Annotated in this window: 15 protein-coding genes; 6 read left to right on the top strand and 9 right to left on the bottom strand. The window is 64.9% G+C overall.

From position 1 onward, the window contains the following. Positions 1 to 13 precede the first annotated feature (13 nt). Entirely contained in the window at positions 14 to 802 is a 789-nt protein-coding gene (gene ygiD, locus R2770_15380) for a 4,5-DOPA dioxygenase extradiol (protein MEZ5281842.1), read from the bottom strand. A 351-nt stretch (positions 803 to 1,153) separates the two neighbouring features. Between ygiD and R2770_15375 the strand changes: the two genes are divergently transcribed. From R2770_15375 to R2770_15365, 3 genes are all read left to right on the top strand, one after another. Further along, positions 1,154 to 1,951 (top strand): sulfite exporter TauE/SafE family protein, encoded by a 798-nt coding sequence (locus R2770_15375; GenBank protein MEZ5281841.1) that lies wholly within the window; start codon positions 1,154 to 1,156, stop codon positions 1,949 to 1,951. Between the two features lie 8 nt (positions 1,952 to 1,959). Further along, complete coding sequence (locus R2770_15370; GenBank protein ID MEZ5281840.1) at positions 1,960 to 3,006, top strand: TIGR03617 family F420-dependent LLM class oxidoreductase; 1,047 nt, start codon at positions 1,960 to 1,962, stop codon at positions 3,004 to 3,006. 74 nt (positions 3,007 to 3,080) lie between these two features. Continuing rightward, on the top strand, positions 3,081 to 6,419 hold the full coding sequence (locus R2770_15365) for an error-prone DNA polymerase (protein MEZ5281839.1): 3,339 nt from the start codon (positions 3,081 to 3,083) through the stop codon (positions 6,417 to 6,419). Between the two features lie 148 nt (positions 6,420 to 6,567). Here R2770_15365 and R2770_15360 read toward each other — a convergent pair whose 3' ends face one another. Next, the gene (locus R2770_15360; GenBank protein ID MEZ5281838.1) at positions 6,568 to 6,756 is read right to left on the bottom strand and encodes a hypothetical protein; all 189 of its coding nucleotides are present in this window, start codon (positions 6,754 to 6,756) and stop codon (positions 6,568 to 6,570) included. A 133-nt stretch (positions 6,757 to 6,889) separates the two neighbouring features. On the opposite strand from R2770_15360, the gene R2770_15355 reads away from it, so the two are divergent. Next, a complete protein-coding gene (locus R2770_15355) occupies positions 6,890 to 9,121 on the top strand; it encodes a M64 family metallopeptidase (GenBank protein MEZ5281837.1) in 2,232 nt (743 codons plus the stop codon). Here the strand turns inward: R2770_15355 and R2770_15350 are convergent. From R2770_15350 to R2770_15340, 3 genes are read right to left on the bottom strand one after another with little or no spacing between them, the layout of a single operon-like run. Beyond that, complete coding sequence (locus R2770_15350; GenBank protein MEZ5281836.1) at positions 9,118 to 10,125, bottom strand: hypothetical protein; 1,008 nt, start codon at positions 10,123 to 10,125, stop codon at positions 9,118 to 9,120. The genes R2770_15355 and R2770_15350 overlap by 4 nt on opposite strands. Before the next feature lie 12 nt (positions 10,126 to 10,137). Continuing rightward, entirely contained in the window at positions 10,138 to 11,157 is a 1,020-nt protein-coding gene (locus tag R2770_15345; GenBank protein MEZ5281835.1) for a histone deacetylase, read from the bottom strand. Positions 11,158 to 11,175: 18 nt separating this feature from the next. After that, entirely contained in the window at positions 11,176 to 11,772 is a 597-nt protein-coding gene (locus R2770_15340) for a YbhB/YbcL family Raf kinase inhibitor-like protein (protein MEZ5281834.1), read from the bottom strand. Positions 11,773 to 11,835: 63 nt separating this feature from the next. Here R2770_15340 and R2770_15335 point away from each other — a divergent pair, with 63 nt between their 5' ends. Next, positions 11,836 to 13,056 carry a magnesium transporter gene (locus tag R2770_15335; protein ID MEZ5281833.1) on the top strand — a complete coding sequence of 407 codons (1,221 nt, stop codon included), beginning with the start codon at positions 11,836 to 11,838 and terminating at the stop codon, positions 13,054 to 13,056. A gap of 42 nt (positions 13,057 to 13,098) precedes the next feature. Beyond that, complete coding sequence (locus R2770_15330; protein ID MEZ5281832.1) at positions 13,099 to 14,319, top strand: TrkA C-terminal domain-containing protein; 1,221 nt, start codon at positions 13,099 to 13,101, stop codon at positions 14,317 to 14,319. Here R2770_15330 and lpdA read toward each other — a convergent pair. From lpdA to R2770_15310, 4 genes are read right to left on the bottom strand one after another with little or no spacing between them, the layout of a single operon-like run. Continuing rightward, a complete protein-coding gene (gene lpdA / locus R2770_15325; protein MEZ5281831.1) occupies positions 14,306 to 15,703 on the bottom strand; it encodes a dihydrolipoyl dehydrogenase in 1,398 nt (465 codons plus the stop codon). The two genes, R2770_15330 and lpdA, sit on opposite strands and share 14 nt — an antisense overlap. A gap of 13 nt (positions 15,704 to 15,716) precedes the next feature. Then, entirely contained in the window at positions 15,717 to 16,952 is a 1,236-nt protein-coding gene (locus R2770_15320) for a dihydrolipoamide acetyltransferase family protein (protein ID MEZ5281830.1), read from the bottom strand. Continuing rightward, entirely contained in the window at positions 16,949 to 17,932 is a 984-nt protein-coding gene (locus R2770_15315; GenBank protein ID MEZ5281829.1) for an alpha-ketoacid dehydrogenase subunit beta, read from the bottom strand. The genes R2770_15320 and R2770_15315 overlap by 4 nt, the downstream gene beginning before the upstream one ends. Beyond that, positions 17,929 to 18,936, bottom strand: coding sequence for a thiamine pyrophosphate-dependent enzyme (locus tag R2770_15310; GenBank protein MEZ5281828.1), 1,008 nt, complete (start codon positions 18,934 to 18,936; stop codon positions 17,929 to 17,931). The genes R2770_15315 and R2770_15310 overlap by 4 nt, the downstream gene beginning before the upstream one ends. Positions 18,937 to 18,984: the final 48 nt, after the last annotated feature.

Genomic DNA, 18,984 nt, shown 5'->3' with positions numbered 1-18,984 from the left:
CGCTCGCCTGGTGTCAGTTGAAGGTGCCGACCGTATAGCTGGTCATCGTCAACGAACCCATCGCTCCGCCTTCGATCAGAACCTGGGCTGTTTCGCCGACAGAATCGGCGATGCCCGCGATGTAGGCGAGGGGCAGGAAGTGATCTGGAGTGGGCACAGCCAGATCGAAGGCCGGATGTGTGACCACCGAGCCGAGATCTCCCGGGTTGGTGGTCATTACATGTGTCGTCGCAGCGTCGAAGGCGCGAGCCCACTCGGACGCCTCGTCTCGCAGCGCCGGGTTGAGTGCACCCAGATTGTGAACGACGTTGCCGCTCGCCATGACCATGACGCCCTCGTCGAGCAGCGGAGACAGCGACGCTCCAAGAGCCATGTGTTGCTCGATGGTCTTGGATGCATCCACCGACAACTGCACCACCGGGATGTCTGCTTCGGGGAAGACGTGCGCCAGCACCGACCAGGTCCCGTGATCCAGACCCCACTGATCCGCATCGAGGCCCACCCAGTTCGGTTCGGCCAGCTGGGCCACACGCGAAGCCAGCTCGGGCGCCCCTGGCGCCGGGTACTGGAAAGCGAAGAGCTCTGGCGGGAAGCCATAGAAGTCGTGGATCGTCCGTGGCTGATCCATCGCCGTGACCGCACTGTGGGCGATGTACCAGTGCGCCGAGACCATCACGATGCCTTCGGGGCGCGGAACCGACTGGCCCAACGCGCGCCAAGCCTCGGTATAGCGGTTGTTCTCGAGGGTATTCATCGGGCTGCCGTGACCTACGAACACTGCGGGCATCCTGGGCGACGTCATGCGGTGAACGCTATCGGCGCGGCTGGCACGCTCTGGCCGAGGTGGGCGCAGCCGATCGACGCCGCCGCGGACGCGTGGTGGCTACTGGTCGTGTCAGCGCTGGCACACAAGGTGGTGTCTCCGTGCAAATGTTGACTGTCCCACCCCTTCAGTAGGCTTTCGATCACAGATCGAAAGCCTGTTCGACACCGAGTAGGGGAAACAAAGAGGGGAACGTAACGGTGGAACCAGCGATCTACACAACACAAGAACTCGCCGTCTGTCCGTCCACGGTTCGTGACTGGATAGGCGTAGGCCCATCCGCTTGAACCGACCAACTCCAAACCCTCTGCGCACCATGCCACCGCAAGCATCACAAAGGCGGGTGAAGTCATCGCTGCACGGCTTGCTTGTCGGCGGGGTCTAGCATCGGCAGGCCACCAACAGGCTGGAGCCGAGCTGTTCACCTACCTACTCGCATTCGCCATCGTTGCTCTGGGCACATCGGTGCAGAGTTCGGTCGGGTTCGGCGCGAACCTCATCGCAATGCCGATGATCGCCCTGTTCGCCCCCGAGCTGGTGCCCGGCGCATCACTGTTCGCCATCAGCGCCATGAACGTCATGATGCTGGTCCGAGATCGAAAGGGCATCGAATTCGGGCCCGTCTCCAACGCACTGATCGGACGGGTGGGCGGAACGATCGCTGGTGCGTTGGTCATCGGTGCCCTGTCGGACCGCGGGCTTCGCATCGTCATAGCCCTGGCCGTCTTGGCCATGGTGGTGATCTCGTCGGTCACGACGGCACCCAGGCGCACCAGGCCCAACATGATCGTTGCCGGAACGGTTTCGGGCTTTGGGGCCGTCACGGCAGGTATCGGCGGGCCGCCCGTGGCCCTGATGTTTCAAAGCGCCGAAGGCAAGCAGATACGTGGCTCGATGGGTGGGTTCTTCGTGGTCGGAACGGCGATGACGCTGGTGGGCCTGGCCATCGCGGGCGAGTTCGGCCTCTACGAGCTGAAGTGGGGAGCCCTTCTGGTTCCCGCTGCGGTGGTCGGCTTCGTGCTGAGCCGCTACCTGATTCCCATCGTCGATCGCGGCTACACGCGTCCTGCCATCTTGTCGCTGTCGGCAGCGTCGGCAATTGTTCTGTTGGCCCGCGCCCTGCTCTAATCGGCCACATGCGAATCAAGGCAGGCCTCGACAACAGCGACCTCGCAGCCGTCCCGCGGCGCATAAAGGCCATAGAAGACAGCGGCTTCGACGGTGTGTCGGCAGCCGAGAACGCCCACGACCCGTTCCTGTCCTTGGCCATCGCTGCGGTGAACAGCACGAGGGTGACCCTCGAGACCGGCGTCGCCATAGCGTTTCCCCGTAGCCCGATGATGAGCGCCCAGGCTGCCTGGGACCTTCAGGCGGCCTCGAATGGTCGTTTCGTTCTGGGGATCGGCTCGCAGATAAAGGCCCACAACGAGCGGCGCTATTCGACGCCCTGGACAGCACCAGCTCCACGAATGCGCGAGTACATCAACTCGATCAGGGCCATTTGGCGAACCTGGCAGACCGGCGAGAAGCTCGACTTTCAGGGCGAGCACTACACGTTCACCCTGATGACACCCAACTTCTCGCCAGCGCCGCTCGAGTGCGCCCCGCCGGCCATCAAGATCTCCGCAGTTGGCCCCAACATGTTGGCGCTGGCTGGCGAGGCCTGCGATGGGGTATCGCTGCACGGATTCTGCACCCGCGACTACATCGCCGAACAGATCATGCCGAATCTCGAGCGTGGAATGATGCGCACCAACCGCAACCGCGAGAGCTTCGAAGTTTCTGGCGGTGGCTTCGTGGCTACCGGGGCCACCGATGAGGACGTGGCCAAAGCCGTCGAGTGGGTGCGCTACCGGGTGGCGTTCTATGGGTCGACGCGGGCCTATTGGCCGGTCCTGGCCCAGCATGGCCTCGAGGATCTGGGGCACAAACTTCTCGACATGACCAAGGCGGGCCACTGGGACCAGATCGCGGCCGAGGTCAGCGACGACGTCGTGAGGCTGTTCGCAGCGGTGGGTCGCCACGACGAGATCAAGGCTGCGATCGACGCCAGATTCGGCGGACTGGTGGATGCGGTCAACCCGACCACCCCGCCCTCTCCGGCAAGCACCCTGCCTCCTGACCTGATCGAGGACCTGAAGACGATCGGTTCGCCCTTCGAGGGTTTCACAACCGCTGTTTGACGCCTCGGGGTCGACATCGAGATCTCGGCCCGACCTCTTGACATGTATCGAACAGATGTTCGATCATCGCGCCTGTGGGATTCAACAACCCGGGCGTTTCGTGGACCGAACTAGAGGCCAGGCTCTCTGGCAGATTTGACGGTATTCCAGACGCGGCGCGCGCGTGGGAAGGTGCCGACGGCGGCGACAGCCCGGCATGGTCTCGCAAACGCTCGGCCTTTGAAGCTCCCGCCGTTGCCAGGCGGGTGTCGAAGACGCCCTATGCAGAGTTGCACTGCCATTCCAACTTCAGCTTCCTCGACGGGGCATCACATCCAGAAGAGCTGGTCACCGAAGCGGCCAGGCTCGATCTGAAGGCCTTGGCGATCACCGATCACGACGGCTTCTATGGGGTGGTTCGCTTCGCCGAAGCGGCCCGAGAGGTCGCAATGCCCACCGTATTTGGCTGTGAACTCACCCTCGGCGCTACCAAACCCCACAACGGGGTACCCGACCCCTACGGTGACCATCAGATCATCCTGGCCAGAGATCCCAAGGGCTACGCGGCGCTTGGCACATTGATCTCCAAGGCCCAGATGGCGGGCGAGAAGGGTGCACCTCGCTGCTCTATGGCAGATATCGCCCAGGCCGCGTCTTCGGGCGCAGCCGATCACTGGGTGTTGTTGACCGGTGGGCGTAAGGGGCGCGTGCCCCGAGCCCTGGTCGAACGTGGGCCGTCGGCTGCCGGTGTCGAGCTTCAACGCCTGGTCGATCTGGTCGGCAGGCACAACGTCTATGTCGAGTTGTGGGACCACGGTGATCCACTGGATGGGGCGCGCAACGACGCCTTGGCCCGTCTGGCGGCCAGATATGGCACGGGCCTGCTGGCCACCAACAACGTTCACTACGCAACCCCGTCGCGCCGTCGGTTGGCCACCGCCCTGGCTGCGGTCAGGGCCAGGCGCAGCCTCGAAGACCTCGACGGTTGGTTGCCCCCGGCCGCCACCGCACACTTGCGCTCCGGCGACGAGCAGGCCAGGCGGTTCGTTCGCTATCCGGGTGTGGTCGAAGCTGCGGCAGAGCTGGCGGCCGAATGTGCCTTCGACCTGAAGTTGGTGGCACCCAACCTGCCACCATTCCCGTGTCCGCCCGGTCATGACGAGATGAGCTGGTTGCGAGAGATCGTGCGCCGGGGTGCTCTGCAGCGCTACGGGCCACCCGAGCGCGAATGGGTGCCTGGTGCCTGGGCTCAGGTCGAACGAGAGCTGGATCTCATCGAACATCTCGGATTCCCCGGCTATTTCCTGGTGGTCTGGGACATCGTCGAGTTCTGCCGGCTGAACGACATCTACTGCCAGGGGAGGGGGTCGGCGGCCAATTCGGCTGTTTGTTATGTGCTCGGCGTAACCAAGGCCGACGCCGTCAGCCTGGGCCTGCTGTTCGAACGCTTCTTGTCGCCCGAGCGCGACGGCCCACCCGACATCGACATCGATATCGAGAGCGGCCGGCGCGAGGAGGTGATCCAGTACGTCTATCAAAAGCACGGCCGGGCCCACGCGGCCCAGGTGGCCAACGTCATCACCTACAGAGCCAAGTCTTCGGTGCGCGACATGGCCAAGGCTCTCGGTTATGCAACCGGTCAACAAGACGCCTTCGCAAAACAACTCGACCGGTGGGGTGGGCTCTCGAAGCTGCTCGAGGGTGAGGCCGAGCAGAACATCGCCACCGATCTGGACATTCCCCGTGAGGTGCTAGAGCTAGCGGCCCAGGTCGAGAACTTTCCGCGCCACCTCGGAATCCACTCGGGGGGCATGGTCATGTGCGACCGTCCAGTAGTGGAGGTCTGCCCCGTCGAATGGGGCCGCATGGCCAACCGAAGCGTTCTGCAGTGGGACAAAGACGACTGTGCAGCCGCAGGGCTGGTCAAGTTCGACCTGCTGGGTCTGGGCATGCTGACCGCGCTTCATCTGTCGGTCGACCTGATCGCCGCACACCATGACGTGAACGTCGACATCGCGGCTCTCCCACAAGAACCAGAGGTCTACGACATGTTGTGTGAGGCCGATTCGGTCGGGGTGTTCCAGGTCGAGTCTCGGGCCCAGATGGCCACCCTGCCCCGTTTGAAGCCGCGCAATTTCTACGACCTGGTGGTCGAGGTGGCCCTGATCCGCCCGGGCCCGATCCAGGGAGGGTCTGTTCACCCATACATCAGACGGCGCAACGGCAAAGAGCCCGTCACCTATCTGCATCCGCTGCTCGAGAACGCGCTTCAAAAGACCCTGGGCATCCCCTTGTTCCAAGAGCAGCTGATGCAGATGGCCATCGACGTGGCCGGATTCACCCCGGCCGAGTCAGACGAACTTCGCCAGGCGATGGGTTCGAAGCGCTCACAGGAACGGATGGCCAAACTCAAGCAGCGGCTTTATGACGGAATGGCCGAACGGGGCGTAACCGGGGCCATCGCGGATGAGATCTTCGACAAGATGGCTGCGTTCTCGAACTATGGCTTCCCCGAGAGCCACTCGGTTTCGTTCGCCTACTTGGTCTATGCCTCCAGCTGGATCAAGCTCCACTATCCGGCTGCGTTTTGTGCCGGCCTGCTGAATGCCCAGCCGATGGGCTTCTATTCGCCCCAGTCGCTGGTGCTGGATGCCCGGCGCCACGGTGTGGTGGTGCACACCCCAGACCTCAACGCTTCGGCCGATGTGGCAATCCTCGAACCGTGCCCCGAGGCGGCCGGAGGTGTAGCCGTGAGGTTGGGGCTTTCGTCTGTGCGCGGTGTCGGCGACGAGCTTGCCCTGGAGATCGCATCCAACGGGCCATACGAAACGATGGAGCAGCTCATACGCCGAACCGACGTGAACCTGACCCAAGTCGAGGCGCTGGCCACGGCTGGGGCGTTCGGCTGCTTTGGGCTGGATCGACGGTCGGCCCTATGGCAGGCGGGGTCGGTGATCCAGTCGCGGGCCGATCGTCTGCCCGGAATCGTCACTGGAGCCCATGCACCACAGCTGCCTGGAATGAGCGAACGCGAGGAGGCGGTGGCAGATCTCTGGGCGACCGGAGTGGCCCCAGACGGGCACCCCACCATCTTCTTGCGGAGCGATCTCGAGAAGATGGGCGCCACCACAGCGGCGGGGCTGAAGAAGCTCGAAAGTGGCACAAGGGTGTGGGTCGGTGGAGTCGTGACCCACAGGCAAAGGCCGGCGACGGCGGGCGGAACCCTGTTCATAAACCTCGAGGACGAGACCGGCCTGATCAACGTCGTTTGCAGCAGAGGGTGCTGGATCAGGCACCGTCAAGTGGCCAGGAGTGAACCGGCCCTGTTGATTCGAGGCCGCCTCGAAGCATCGGAGGGTGTTTACAACGTGATCGCCGAGAAGATCGAGCCCCTCTTGGTTGCAGCAGCAGTACCGTCTCGCGATTTTCGCTGAGCGTCGGAGTCCGCAGCCAAAACAGTGCGGTCAAAACAGAGAGGAGCTCCGGTGGTCACACCGGAGCTCCTCGACCGTCAGCGGGCGGGTGACGGCCGACCCTACGTGGCGGGCAGGAGGAGGGAGACCCGCCCGCCACGTCGATCTGTCAACGAACCCGAACCGGGATGGGGCGAAGCTGTTGCTCGAGGATCGCAGCTTCGAGTTCCAGCTCTGCGGCCCTGCGTCTGAGGGCGGCGGCCAGCGGCTGCAACTTGTTGTTGGCCTCACGGCGTAGATGCCTGGCTCGCCTGCGGAGTCGAATCATCAGTTGGCGGTTGTTGGTTTCCCCCGTCATCTCTTTCGCTTCTCCTCTGGCCCCACCGTTGGGGCCGGTTACCAATCTTCAACTACTCGTGCGCTGAAAACGTTCCCGGATCTCGCCGAAATCGCGGCTGGAGCCGCCGGTAACGCGGCACTACCTTCGTCACGTGCGATCAAAGGCCGCGGCAGCGGCATTCAACGCAATGGTTCTGGGCCTTTTGACGGTTTCGTCCGTCGTGGGTGCTTCGTCGGCAGCGGCACAAGAGGGGCCCGAGACATACGAGGGGCCGGCTTTCGAAGACCAGTTCGTCCTGGAAGGCGTTGGCCCGGGCAACTGTTGGCCACTGCAAGCCGTGGCCGGAACCACCGTCGACTGCCGCTTTCCCTTGATCGGCCGGGTCCAGGAGCCCGCCTTGTGGCAGGGCGCCGTGACGGTCAGGCAGTCAACCGACTGGGACGGAGCCGAGCCGCGGCCTTGCCGATTCGACGATGACGAGTTGTGGTGTCCAAACGTCGGCGTGAACTTCGAGTTCGGCCCCGTCGAGGTTTCGCTGGAACTCGAAGGTCAGACCCGAACGCTCGCCTCCTACGAAGTGGTCGAGCCATGGACGTTCGACTATTCGATGAGCCTGGTCGGCGGCGAGGAGCCCATCGCCTTCGAAGGTCGACCGTTGATCGTTTCGTCGTGGCGCAACGACCTCGAGTCGCAAGAGTCTTCGTATGTGATGGTCAGGCGGCGGCTGAATGTGAGCCGAGACGATCCGTTCGAGACGGTGATGATCGAGCCGCTGCAGACACCAGAGCCGGGGTCGTACGAAGGCGTCGAAACCCAGATCGACATCGACCTCGACCCGGGCCGCTATGCGGCGGTGTTGTGTGTCGGCCCGTCGCAGGCCGAGTGCTCGATGGTGCCGGGGACGTACTCGTTTCAGGTGATCGACCCGACCTTGCATGAACTCGTCGACCAGCACAATCGGCCTGATGCGGCCAGGATCAACCTTGTCTTCGTCGGGTCGAACCTTCCCGCCGGAGTTGCGCTGCCAACAATCGCCCGCCAGATGCTGACCATCGGCGGCCCGGCTGTGGTCGACTTCGAAGGCAACGTGTCAGAGGTTTCTGACACGACCAGCGCCGACGAAGTGGCCCATATCGGATTCGGGCCCTTCGCCATAGAGCCCCTACGGTCGGAGGTGGACAGGTTCAACCTCTGGTACCTCGATGGCGATCTGGTCGACCAGCGCGCCCTGTTCCACAACGCCGATCCGGAATTCGCCCGAGATGGCGAACTCGCCGGTTTCGATCTGCCCAACACGTCGATTGTCACGTTGCACCACAGTCATGGAACGTTCTCGCGTTCGGAAGCGTGGTGGACCAGCTTCCGGGGCAGAACCGATGTACCACAGCGCGACGAGATGGAATTCGGCGGGGCATATGTGTCCATCGATGCTCGCAACCCGCTTTGGTCTGCGACCACCCTGGCTCACGAGCTGGGTCACTCGTTGTTCGATCTGCGCGACGAATACACCGAGTTCGGGCGATCGACACAGTTCGGATACCCCAACTGCGCCGAAAGCGCCGAACAGGCTGATGAGTGGTGGGGCCCGCTAGAGGGTCAGGTCGACCCGTTCGTTCACGAGTACGCACAACTGCTGGATCGGTTCGATTTCTGGCTGCCAGACACCCTGATCGACGACGTGACCGTGGGCCTGATCGAGGGAGGCTGCTACGGATCGGGAGCCACGGCGTACCGTCCCACAGCCGACAGCCTGATGAACAACGAGATACCGGTGTTCGGGGCAGTGAACCGAGCGCGGGTCGAGGCCCTGCTCGACAGGTTCGAGTCGCGAGTCGATCTGGCCCGCATGGAAGATCTGAACCTGCGCTGCTTCCCGGCGACACGTGCCGAACCGGGTGCAGCTGTGCGCTGCAGCGGTGAGCTGGCCCGGTTCGTCGACGCTGCGGCCGGTTCGATCGAGCTGAGTATGGCCGGACAGGTCGTAGCCTGTTCGATCGACCGAGTCGACGACACGGGAGTGCGCGGAGTGTCTTGCCCAGAACTGATCGCTACGGGATTCGCCCCGTGGACCGTGGTTGTTTCGATCGATGACGGGCTGGGCCAGGTGGTGGCCCGCATCGAAGACGCAACTCCCGAACAATCCCAACCCGAGTCGCCGGTTGCCGACACGACCGCGACGTCCGAGATCGCCGTAGGCGAGGGCGAAGCCGACAATCCGGTCGCGGGCGGTGGAACCTACGACGGTGATGTGGTGTTGATTTCGGGCATCTTCGCGCTGGTGGTCATAGGCATCGGCGGGTGGCTGTTCTCGCGCTCGAACAAACGGGCTCGCGAACGGTCAGAACGCGAGCGGACACAGCCTTCAGGCGACGGTGAGGCCTAGGCCATTGGACGGCCGAAGGGTTTGTCGGTCCACGACGAGATGAAGGCTTCGGCCAGTTCGCACGCAGCGACGTAGGGGCCGGCCGGGCTCTCGAGGGTGGCCTCCAGCACGCTCGACAGGCGCTGTTGCGCGGCCGAGTGCAGTTGTGCGGCGTCGGCCTGGGAGGTGGCCGTGTCCAGCAGGCGACGGCCGAGCGAGGTGACGAAGGCAGGAACGATTCGGCCCCCTGACCGGCGCGACGTCGCGATCGCCTTGGTTACCACCGGCGACACGCCGTAACACACCACCGGTGTGTCGCCAAGAACGGCTGCGCCCTGGTCGGTCATGGCGCCTACCTTCGATCCGGCGATGACCAGGTCGACGCCTTCGCCCTTCCAGATCGTCCAGGCAGGCTTTGCGTCCCCGTGCGAGGCGATGGCCTGCTCGTCGCCGGCCAGACGATCGGCCAGGGCAGACGGAGGGATGTCACCCGACACAGCAGTCTTGCCGTCCGAGACCCGAGCGATTCGCGCGCCTGCGGTAGCCAGGCCCGCTGCAGCCAGGGCGGTGACCGAGTCGACGCCGTCGATCGCTATGGCCTTGCCGGACAGGTCGCCCAGAAGGGCAGCAGCGACCTGGACTATTCCGGCCGCTTCTAGGTCGTCTCCGATCTTCGCCCGGTCGACAGGTCGGGGGTCGTTGGCGGCAAGCTCGTTGAGGGTAGCCCTGGGCATGCGCAGGCCCTGGTCGAACATCAGCTTGTGAGCGCCGAGTTCGTCGGCCAGTTCGCCGGCCACGGCGCCGACCGTCGCTTCTCGCTCTTCTGGTGACACCTTCAGCCCGAGCGTCGCTCCACCCCACTTCGATTCGACGATGCCGAATCCGTAGGTGATCTCGCGCACATAGTCGATGGCGTTGGAAGGTATGAGCTTGTCGCCGAGTCGGGCGGGGCCGACAGAACTCTCGGCGTCGGGGAGGTCGACGATGAGAAATCCTTTGGCAGAAGTCAGGGTGCGTGTGTCCACACCGCAATCTTGTCAGCTGGCGACGGCACCTTCCCACACCAGCCTCGTCTGGTCGACGATGTCGGCGCCCGGGCCGCCTTCTGACGGGGCTTCTCGGTGCGACTCGACCCCTACCAGCCGGTCGACAGTGGCGTTCGCCGAGTCGACAAGCGCCCTCAGGTCGTATCCGCCCTCGACGAACATCACGGTCTGCCGGCCGTCGGACATCTGCAGTACACGGTCTGTGAACGTGGCGAAGTCGCCGGCGGTGAGATCGACGTTGGCGAGTGGGTCGGATCGATGGGCGTCATATCCGGCGGATACGAGAATCCAGTCGGGTCCGAACCAGTCGACGGCGTCGGCGACTAGGGTGTCGAACGCGTGGCGATAGACATCGCCTGTCGCGTGGGCGGGCATGGCTACGTTGATCGTGGTTCCCGGAGCTTGCGGTCCGCCCAGCTCGTGCAGCCAACCGCTGCCCGGATAGATGCCGGCCTCGTGCAGCGACACGAACAACACGTCGGGATCGTTCCAGAAGATGTCCTGGGTGCCGTTGCCGTGATGAACGTCCCAATCGATGATCGCGACCCGCTGGCCTTGCTTGCGTAGGTAGGCGGCGGTGACGGCGATGTTGTTGAAGAGGCAAAAGCCCATGGCCTGAACGGCTGTTGCGTGGTGGCCGGGCGGGCGCACCACGATGTATGCGTTGCGTGCGGTACCTCTGTCGATGGCCTCCACCGCCGTGATACCTGCACCTGCGGCGCCGAGGGCGGCCTCGAGTGAATGAGCAGACATCAGCGTGTCTGCGTCGATTGGGCCTCCGCCCTCTCGGTTCAGCTCGTTCAACCGCTCGATCAGACGCGGCGAGTGGACCCTGACCAGATCCTCGGTGCCGGCCTCGTTGGCGGTCAGCTGAACCGTGTGAGCCGAATGCTCTGGTGCCGTTCCCAGGCCGGCCAGGGCCTGGATGCGGCGAACCGACTCGGGGTGCCAGTCGCCGGTGTCGTGCTGTATCGAGAGTGGATGCGTGACGATGGCCAGATCGGCTGTCATGTGACCATCATGCACCCATCAGGGGTAATAGGCGAACAGCTCGGTGACCGCGATCGCCCTGGCTTCGAGCTCTTGCAACGTCTGGTAGCCGTCTCCGCCTGGCTCGATGTCGAGCGAATCTCGGCCCAGCGCCAGAAGCTTGAACAAGTAGAGGTGAGGGTCGTCGCCGTCTGGCGGGGCGGGCCCCGCATAACCGATCTCGCCGAAATCGTTCAGCGCTTGCCTAGCATCGGCAGGCACCTGGCCGGTGTCGAGGCCGGCGGCGAGGGGGTCTAGTCCCCAGATGGCCCAATGCACGAAGCCGCTGGCGTTGGGGTCTGTCACCACCAGTGCCAGCTCGACGGCTTCTGGTGGAGCCCCCGTCCACGCCAGGGGTGGTGACAGGTCGTCGCCGTCTCTCCTGGTGTAGACGGGCGGTATCTGACCGCCGGGTTCGAACGCATAGCTGGCCAGGGCGAATCCCGAGTCGGGTTCGAACACGGCGGGGGGCTCGGTATCGAGAACGATTGGCCGTGCGGTTGCGCCTCCGGTTCCGGGCTCTCTCAATGGGTTTCCGTCGGAGCACCCCACCAGGACAGCCAGCGAGAATCCGACCAATGCGATCGTTTTGAGCACGGTTGTGAGTGTGGCATGGCCACCATGGGCCATGCTTGTCGCGTGACCAGGCGGCCCCGATCGATGCGCAGCCGTCTCCCTGCCGTTTGGCATGTCCTGGGAGCCGACACGACCGCGGTCGCGCAGAGCCTGAGCGCCCTGACCATCTCGTCGGTTACCGCCGTCGGGGCCGGTCTGGCGTTGTCTGCAATGACCGGCACCCTCGCCGAGATACCTGGCCTGTTGGTGCTGGTGCCCGCGGCCATCGGCATGCGAGGCAACATCTTCGGCGCCCTCGGAAGTCGGCTGGCGACAGCCATTCACACCGGCTCGTTCGCCATTTCGCGCCGTGTCGACACGGTGGTCGGACAGAACGTTGTGGGCGCCCTGCTGCTGTCCGGGTCGATAGCCATAGTGCTGGCCGGGCTGGCGAGGGTTGCCGCGGCAGCGTTCGGTTTGGCCTCGGCACCGGTGGCCGACCTGGTGGTCGTGTCGTTCGTGGGGGCGTCGCTGTCTTCGCTGGTGGTCTTGGTGTTCACGCTGGCGCTTGCCAGCGCATCCGTCTCGCGCAACTGGGATCTCGACAACGTCAACGCGCCGCTGGTGTCGGCGGTCGGCGACGTCGTGACGTTGCCGGCCCTGTTCGTCGGCGCCCAACTCGTAGGAATCGAGCTCTTCACGCCCGGGTTCGCTGTGGTGGCTCTGGTCGCCAGTGCAGCCGCGTTCGTCCTGGTCGTTCGATCTCAGCTGGCGCTGCTGGCCGAGATCGTCCGCGAATCGTTGCCGGTCCTGGTGCTAGCAGGCGTGTTGGTGACCATCGCTGGGGTGGCGATCGAGCACCGCTTCGAGGCCTTCGAAGAGCAGCCCGCGCTGTTGATACTGGTTCCGGCCGCCCTCAGCGGCGCAGGCGCCATAGGCGGCATCCTGGCCAGCCAGCTTTCGAGCAAGCTGCACCTCGGTGTCATCGACACCGCACGGTTCCCGCAGCCCGCCGCACGCCGCGACATAGCGGTGGCCGGCGCTATCGCGGTGCCCGTGTTCGTGCTCAACGGGGTGCTGGCCGAGGTGGCGTCGATTCTGGGCAACCGGCCCGGCCCCGGCCTTGTGGACATGGTGGCCATCTCGTTGACCGGCGGCCTGCTGGCCACGTGCGCCGTGGTGATAATCGCGTACTACGGCGCCGTTGCCGCGGTTCGTTTCGGGGTCGATCCAGACACCTACGGAATTCCCATAGTCACCAGCGTCGTCGACCTCGTGGGCGCGTGGGCGCTGGTGTTCGCGATTGCGACATGGGGCGCGGGATGAGCGCTCGTCTAGTCTCAAGAAACCGAGAAATGCGTCGAACCAATGGATGACAAACCGAGAAACGTCAAGACGCTCTTGGCCGAGGCCAAGGACACCTCAGAGCTGATGGTCGACCTGGCCTATGCGGCGGTCTACTTCGGCGACGATGGCATGGCTGACGCTGTCGACGATCTCGAGGAGACCATGTCCGAGATCGTGGCCGAGATGAGGGCCATCGCCCTGGTCGCCGTGCGCAACCGCCGTGAGGCCGAAGCGATGACTTCGGTGCTTCACATCGTTGCCGCGATAGAACGCATCGCCAACGACGCGGTCGACATCAGCCGCATCGTCACCCGCAACCTGGGCATCCCCGCCGTTCTGATAGCCGATCTGGCACGTGCCGCCGAGGTCTCGCACCGACTGGTGGTTCGGGCCGGAAGTCATCTGGCGAACCGTCCTCTGTCCGACATGGAGTTGCCGGTGGTGGTCGGGATGAGGGTGGTTGCCATTCAGCGCGGCCGCCGCTGGAACACCGACGTCGATGGCGACACCATCGTCGAACCCGACGACGTGCTGTTCATGCGCGGTGAGCCGGCCGGCATAGTTCGGCTTCGCGAGTTGGCCGCCGCGCCCAGGTGGGAGCCTCCTGCACTGGAAGACCCCACCTCGCTGACCGACCTGGACCGTGCCGTCGACACCCTGGTCGAGATGAAGAACCTGTCCGAGACGGCGGTGGGCCTGGCGTACTCGTGCCTGGTGCTTCGCGACAAGGCCCTGGCACGCGAGGTCAAGTCGCTCGAGGATCGGCTCGACGAGATGAAGGCGTCGTTGCAGACATGGGTGCTGCGAGCGGGCCAGGAAAACCTCGATCCGTCGCCGCTGCGGGGCCTGCTGCACCTGGCAGAGGCGGCCGAAGACATCGGCGACCAGGCACTCGAGATGGTGGCCGTGGTTCTGGACGAACGCGACCTGCACCCAATCGTCACGCTGGCCCTGGGCGACGCCGACGAGGTGGTCGTGTCCATGCCGGTGGCTCCAGGCAGCGAGGCCGATGGCTCTGCCCTGGGTTCGCTGGGCCTCAACCTCGACCCGGGGTTTCACGTCTTGGCCATCCGGCGTGGAGCCACCTATCTGTACAACCCTCGCAAGTACGTGGTTCTGCACGCCGGCGACGAGGTCCTGGCGTCTGGTCCCGAGGAGGGTCAAGAGCGCCTGGCCGGACGGTTCGGCTACATGCTGGTCGAGGACGACGAGACCGGGGTCGACGAACTCATCCCCTTGTGACGTGCAGTGGGCGGCCGGCCAAACCCAACGCCGCCTCCATGATCGCCTCAGACATGGTCGGATGGGGGTGAATGGTGTCTGCCAGCTCGTCGATTGTTGATGCCATCTCGATGGCGTGTGCAACCTCGCCTGCCAGCTCGCTGACGCCCGCTCCAGCCATCTGGGCGCCGACGATGGTGCCCTGGGTGTCGGCCAGCAGGGTGACGAACCCGTTGCGGTCGTCGAGGGTCGCCGAGCGTGAACCGGCCGAGAAGGGGAACCGGAAGGTGTTGACCTCGATACCGGCCGCTGCCGCCGAAGCTGCGCTGAGACCCACCGACACCAGCTCGGGGTCGCAGAACACCACCTCGGGTATTGCAGCGGGGTCGAACGCTGCGGGCTGACCTGCGATCGACGCCGCTGCGACGGCCGCTTCGGCCGTGGCTTTGTGCGCCAGCGCCGGGCCGGCGGTGACGTCGCCTATTGCGTAGATGTGATCTGAGGCGCGTCGGGCCGCGTCGACGCGGATGTGTCCGGACTCGGTCAGCTGGGCGCCCACCACACCAAGGCCAAGCCCCTCGGTGTTCGGTCGTCTTCCGACGGCCACAACGATCAGATCGAAGGCCACCTTTTCAGACGACTCACCCGAGGTGATCACCAGCTGTTCGCCTTCGAGGCGAGACGCCAACGACGACGTCTTGACCGTGACCCCGAGCTCTTTCATGCGGCGGGCGACCAGGGACGACTGGCGCTTGTCCATCAGCGGCAGCACACGATCGGCGGCCTCGATGATGGTGACGCGAGATCCGAGCTTGGCGTATGCGGTGCCCAGCTCGACACCTATGTAGCCAGCACCGACGATTGCAAGGTCAGCAGGGATGTGGTCGAGTTCGAGGGCGCCGGTCGAGTCGGTGATCAGGGGATGGTCGAACGCCAGACCGTCCAGCTCGACCGGCCGAGAACCCGTTGCGATGATGGCGTCTGTGAACTCGACATGGCGGGGCGAACCCTCGCCGGCCTCGACCACGATTCGGTTGCGGCGGGCGAAGTGTGCGGTCCCTTGCCACCGCACCACCCCGGCGTTGTCGAGAAGGTGCGAGACGCCGCTGGTGAGGCCGTCGACGACGCTGTGGCGGTGCGCCCTCATCTGCTCGGCGTCGATGGTGGCCGATATCGCGACCCCGGTGCCGTCGGAAGTGTTGGCTCGATAGGCCAACTCTGCGGCATGGATGAGCACCTTCGACGGTATGCAGCCCACGTTGAGGCACGTTCCGCCGATGCTGCCTCGTTCGATGAGCACCACCGAGCGGCCGGCCTGGGCGCACCTGATGGCAGCTGTGTAGCCGCCCGGCCCTGCGCCGATGACCGCGACGTCGAACCGTTCGGCCACCTCTCCTACGACCATGAGTGCCCCGCTATCAAATCGCTACCATCACGATCGGGTTGCTGAGGTTGGCGATGATGCGCTCTTGGAACGCAGTCATGAGATCTCCGTCGATCAGGCGGTGATCTGCGCCGACAGCGATGGGCAGTGTTGGCCTGGCCACGACCTGGCCGTCGACCACGATCGGCCGGGGGCGGATCGAACCGAACCCGACGATGGCTGCCTCGGGCGCGCGGATGATCGGGGTTGCGCTTCGACCACCCAGACTGCCGTAGTTGGTGATGGTGCAGGTGCCGCCGTGCAGGTCAGAGGTCGATATCGAACCGTCGCGAGCGGCCGATGTGAGGCGCACTATCTCGGATGCGATCTGCAACAAGCTCAGGGCGTCTGCACCAGCCAACACCGGAACCAGCAATCCCTGTGGAGCCGCGACGGCGATACCTATGTTGACCTCGGCGTGCACGGTGATCGTTTCGGCCTCGGTGTCGATCGATGAGTTGACGGCGGGAAATGCTCTGAGCGCTTCGGCCACCGCGGCAACGAAGAAGGCCAGGGGAGTCAGAGCCGCGGCGGCATCACCATGCCTGTCCCGGAGGGCCCGACGGGCATCGAGCAAGGCGGTGGCGTCGAACTCGTCGTTGCCGTGGATGTGGGGTATCTGCCAAGAGCGTTCCATTGCCAGAGCGGTGACCCGCCTGATGCCGCGCAGCGGCACAACACCGGGTTCGGCCTGGCCCAGCTGGCCCGGCGTTGCGGGGGCGCGGACCACCACGCTGGGAGCGGGCCGTTGAGCGATAGGCCTGCTGCGAGCGGCCAGGTGGGCATCGAGGTCGTCTGCCGTGACCCGGCCGCCGGGCCCGGTGGCTTCGACCGTCGCAAGGTCGACACCTGCCGCCAGGGCCCGCTTGCGCACGGCCGGAGAGGCCTTCGCCCGCCCGGTTGTGCTGGTCGTGGGTTGGGTCGGTGGCGCCTTTTCGGGCGCGTCCGTTGGCGACGACGGTTCAGAGGGTTGTGCAGCCGCAGAGTTCGATGCGTCGGTGGCTTCGTAGGTGACGAGCACGCTGCCGACCTCGACGATGTCGCCGACCTGGGCTCCCAGAGCAACGACCGTGCCCCTGACCGGTGAGGGCAGCTGGGTCTGGCTCTTGTCGGTGAGGATCTCGACCAACGGCTGGTCGCGCTCGACGGTTTCGCCCACAGCCACCAACCATTCGAGGATTTCTGCCTGTTCGAGCCCCTCGCCTACGTCGGGCAATCTGAACTCGGTCATGGCGCTTCGACGACCCGTTTGGTGGCGGCCACCACTCGGCTCACATCGGGCACGTAGAAGTCCTCGAGCTGGCCCACCGGATATGGCGTATCCCAGCCAGACACTCGCGCGACGGGCGCTTCGAGGTCGTAGAACGCCGTGTCGTTGATGGTGGCGATGACCTCGGATGCGAAACCGTTGGTCTCGGGGGCTTCTTGAACCACCACCACCCGGCCGCACTGTGCCACTGCTTCAGCGATCGCCTCGACGTCGAAGGGAACGATCGAGCGAAGGTCCACGACCTTGGCCGAGATGCCTTCGGTGGCCAACTCCGCCGCCGCTCGTCTGGCGACATCGACCATGTAGCTCCAGGCGATTATGGCAACGTCGGAACCTTCGACGACGGTGCGCGCCTTGCCGATCTCGACCAGGTGTTCGCCCTCTGGGACCTGATCCTTGATCATCCGATAGCCACGGAGCGGTTCTAGGAACAGCACAGGATCTGGGTCACGGATTGCGCTGGCCAGCAGGCCCTTGGCGTCGGCGGCGCTTGCCGGCGCCACGATCTTCAGGCCGGGCACGTTGGCGAACTGGCTGAGAATCGAATCGCTGTGCAACTCGGGGGTGCGCACGCCGCCACCGAAAGGCGACCTAATGGTGATCTGCCCCTCGAATCGTCCGCGGGTGCGGTATCGGAGGCGAGCCGCCTGGCCGGCGATCTGATGCATGGCTTGATAGGCGAACCCCAGGAACTGGATCTCCGCCACCGGTATCTGTCCGGCAGCGGCCAGTCCGACCGATGTGCCGATGATCACCGCTTCGGCCAGCGGTGTGTCGACCACCCGGTCGGAGCCGAAACGGTCGGCGAGGCCTTCGGTTGCTCGGAAGACGCCGCCGTTGCGGGCAACGTCCTCACCCAGAACCATCACCCGGTCGCTGCGTTCCATCTCTTGGTGCAGCGTGTGGTTGATGGCCTCGAGCATGTTCATCTCGGTGCTCATCGCGGGTCCTCGCCATAGTGCTCGATCCAGCGTTGGCGTTGACGCTCGAGCCGTGGGGTCCGGGTCGCGTAAACGTGGTCGAACAACTCGATGGGGTTGGCTCGGTCGGCTTCGGCCGCAACGACCGCAGCCTCCATCTCGGCGTCGGCCGCGGCTGTGGCGGCTTCGGTGTCCGCGTCGGTCCAGATTCCACGCCGGGCCAGTTCGGTGCGGAAGCGATCGATTGGGTCTCGTCCCCGCGCCGCCTCTAGTTCGTCGGGTGGGACATAGCGGGTGGGGTCGTCTGCGGTGGTGTGTGGTGCCAGCCGGTAGGTGACTGCCTCTACCAGCGTGGGCCCAGCTCCCGACACTGCGCGGCTGCGGGCCTCACTGACTGCCTCGTGCACCGCCAACAGGTCGGTTCCGTCGACCGACGTGCCCGGAAAGCCGAAGGCATGAGACTTCGATGCAAAGTCTTTCGCTGCGGTTTGTTGCGCCACCGGGGTCGAGATCGCCCAACCGTTGTTGACCACGACGAAGATGACCGGGGCCTTGAGCACCCCGGCGAAGTTGGCCGCCTCGTAGAAGTCGCCCTCAGAGGTCGACCCGTCGCCCAGGAAGACCAGCACGCAGCCGTCTTGGCCGTTGCGTCGCATTCCCCAAGCCATGCCAACCGCGTGCGGAACCTGGGTGGCCAGGCTGATCTGGGGCGGCCACACATGGACATGTTCGGGCAGGTGGCCACCGTCTGGGTCGCCCAGGATGTAGCGCACGTAGCTTTCGAGCACCTCGGGGCCGAAACGCTGCAGCGCCACCGGCTCGCGGTACTGAGGAAGGACCCAGTCGGTGTCGGGGTCGAGGGCCCAGGCTGCGCCGACCACGACCGCCTCGCTGCCGTCGACCGGTGCGTTGGTGCCGGCCCGGCCCTGCCGTTGCAGGTTGAACGCCCGCTGCGAGCACACCCGGGCACCGATCATGTGGGTCAGGATCGACCGAAGATCATCGTCGGTGAGCGTTGTCGTCATCGACAGGCAATCCTGCCCCAGCGGTGCTGCCGGGGCAACCGATGTGGT

The sequence above is a fragment of the Acidimicrobiales bacterium genome (genome assembly GCA_041394185.1).
Classification (GTDB): Bacteria; Actinomycetota; Acidimicrobiia; order Acidimicrobiales; family Poriferisodalaceae; genus JAAETH01.
Note: the sequence above shows the minus strand (reverse complement) of the source record. Positions and strands in the feature narration are given on the sequence as shown.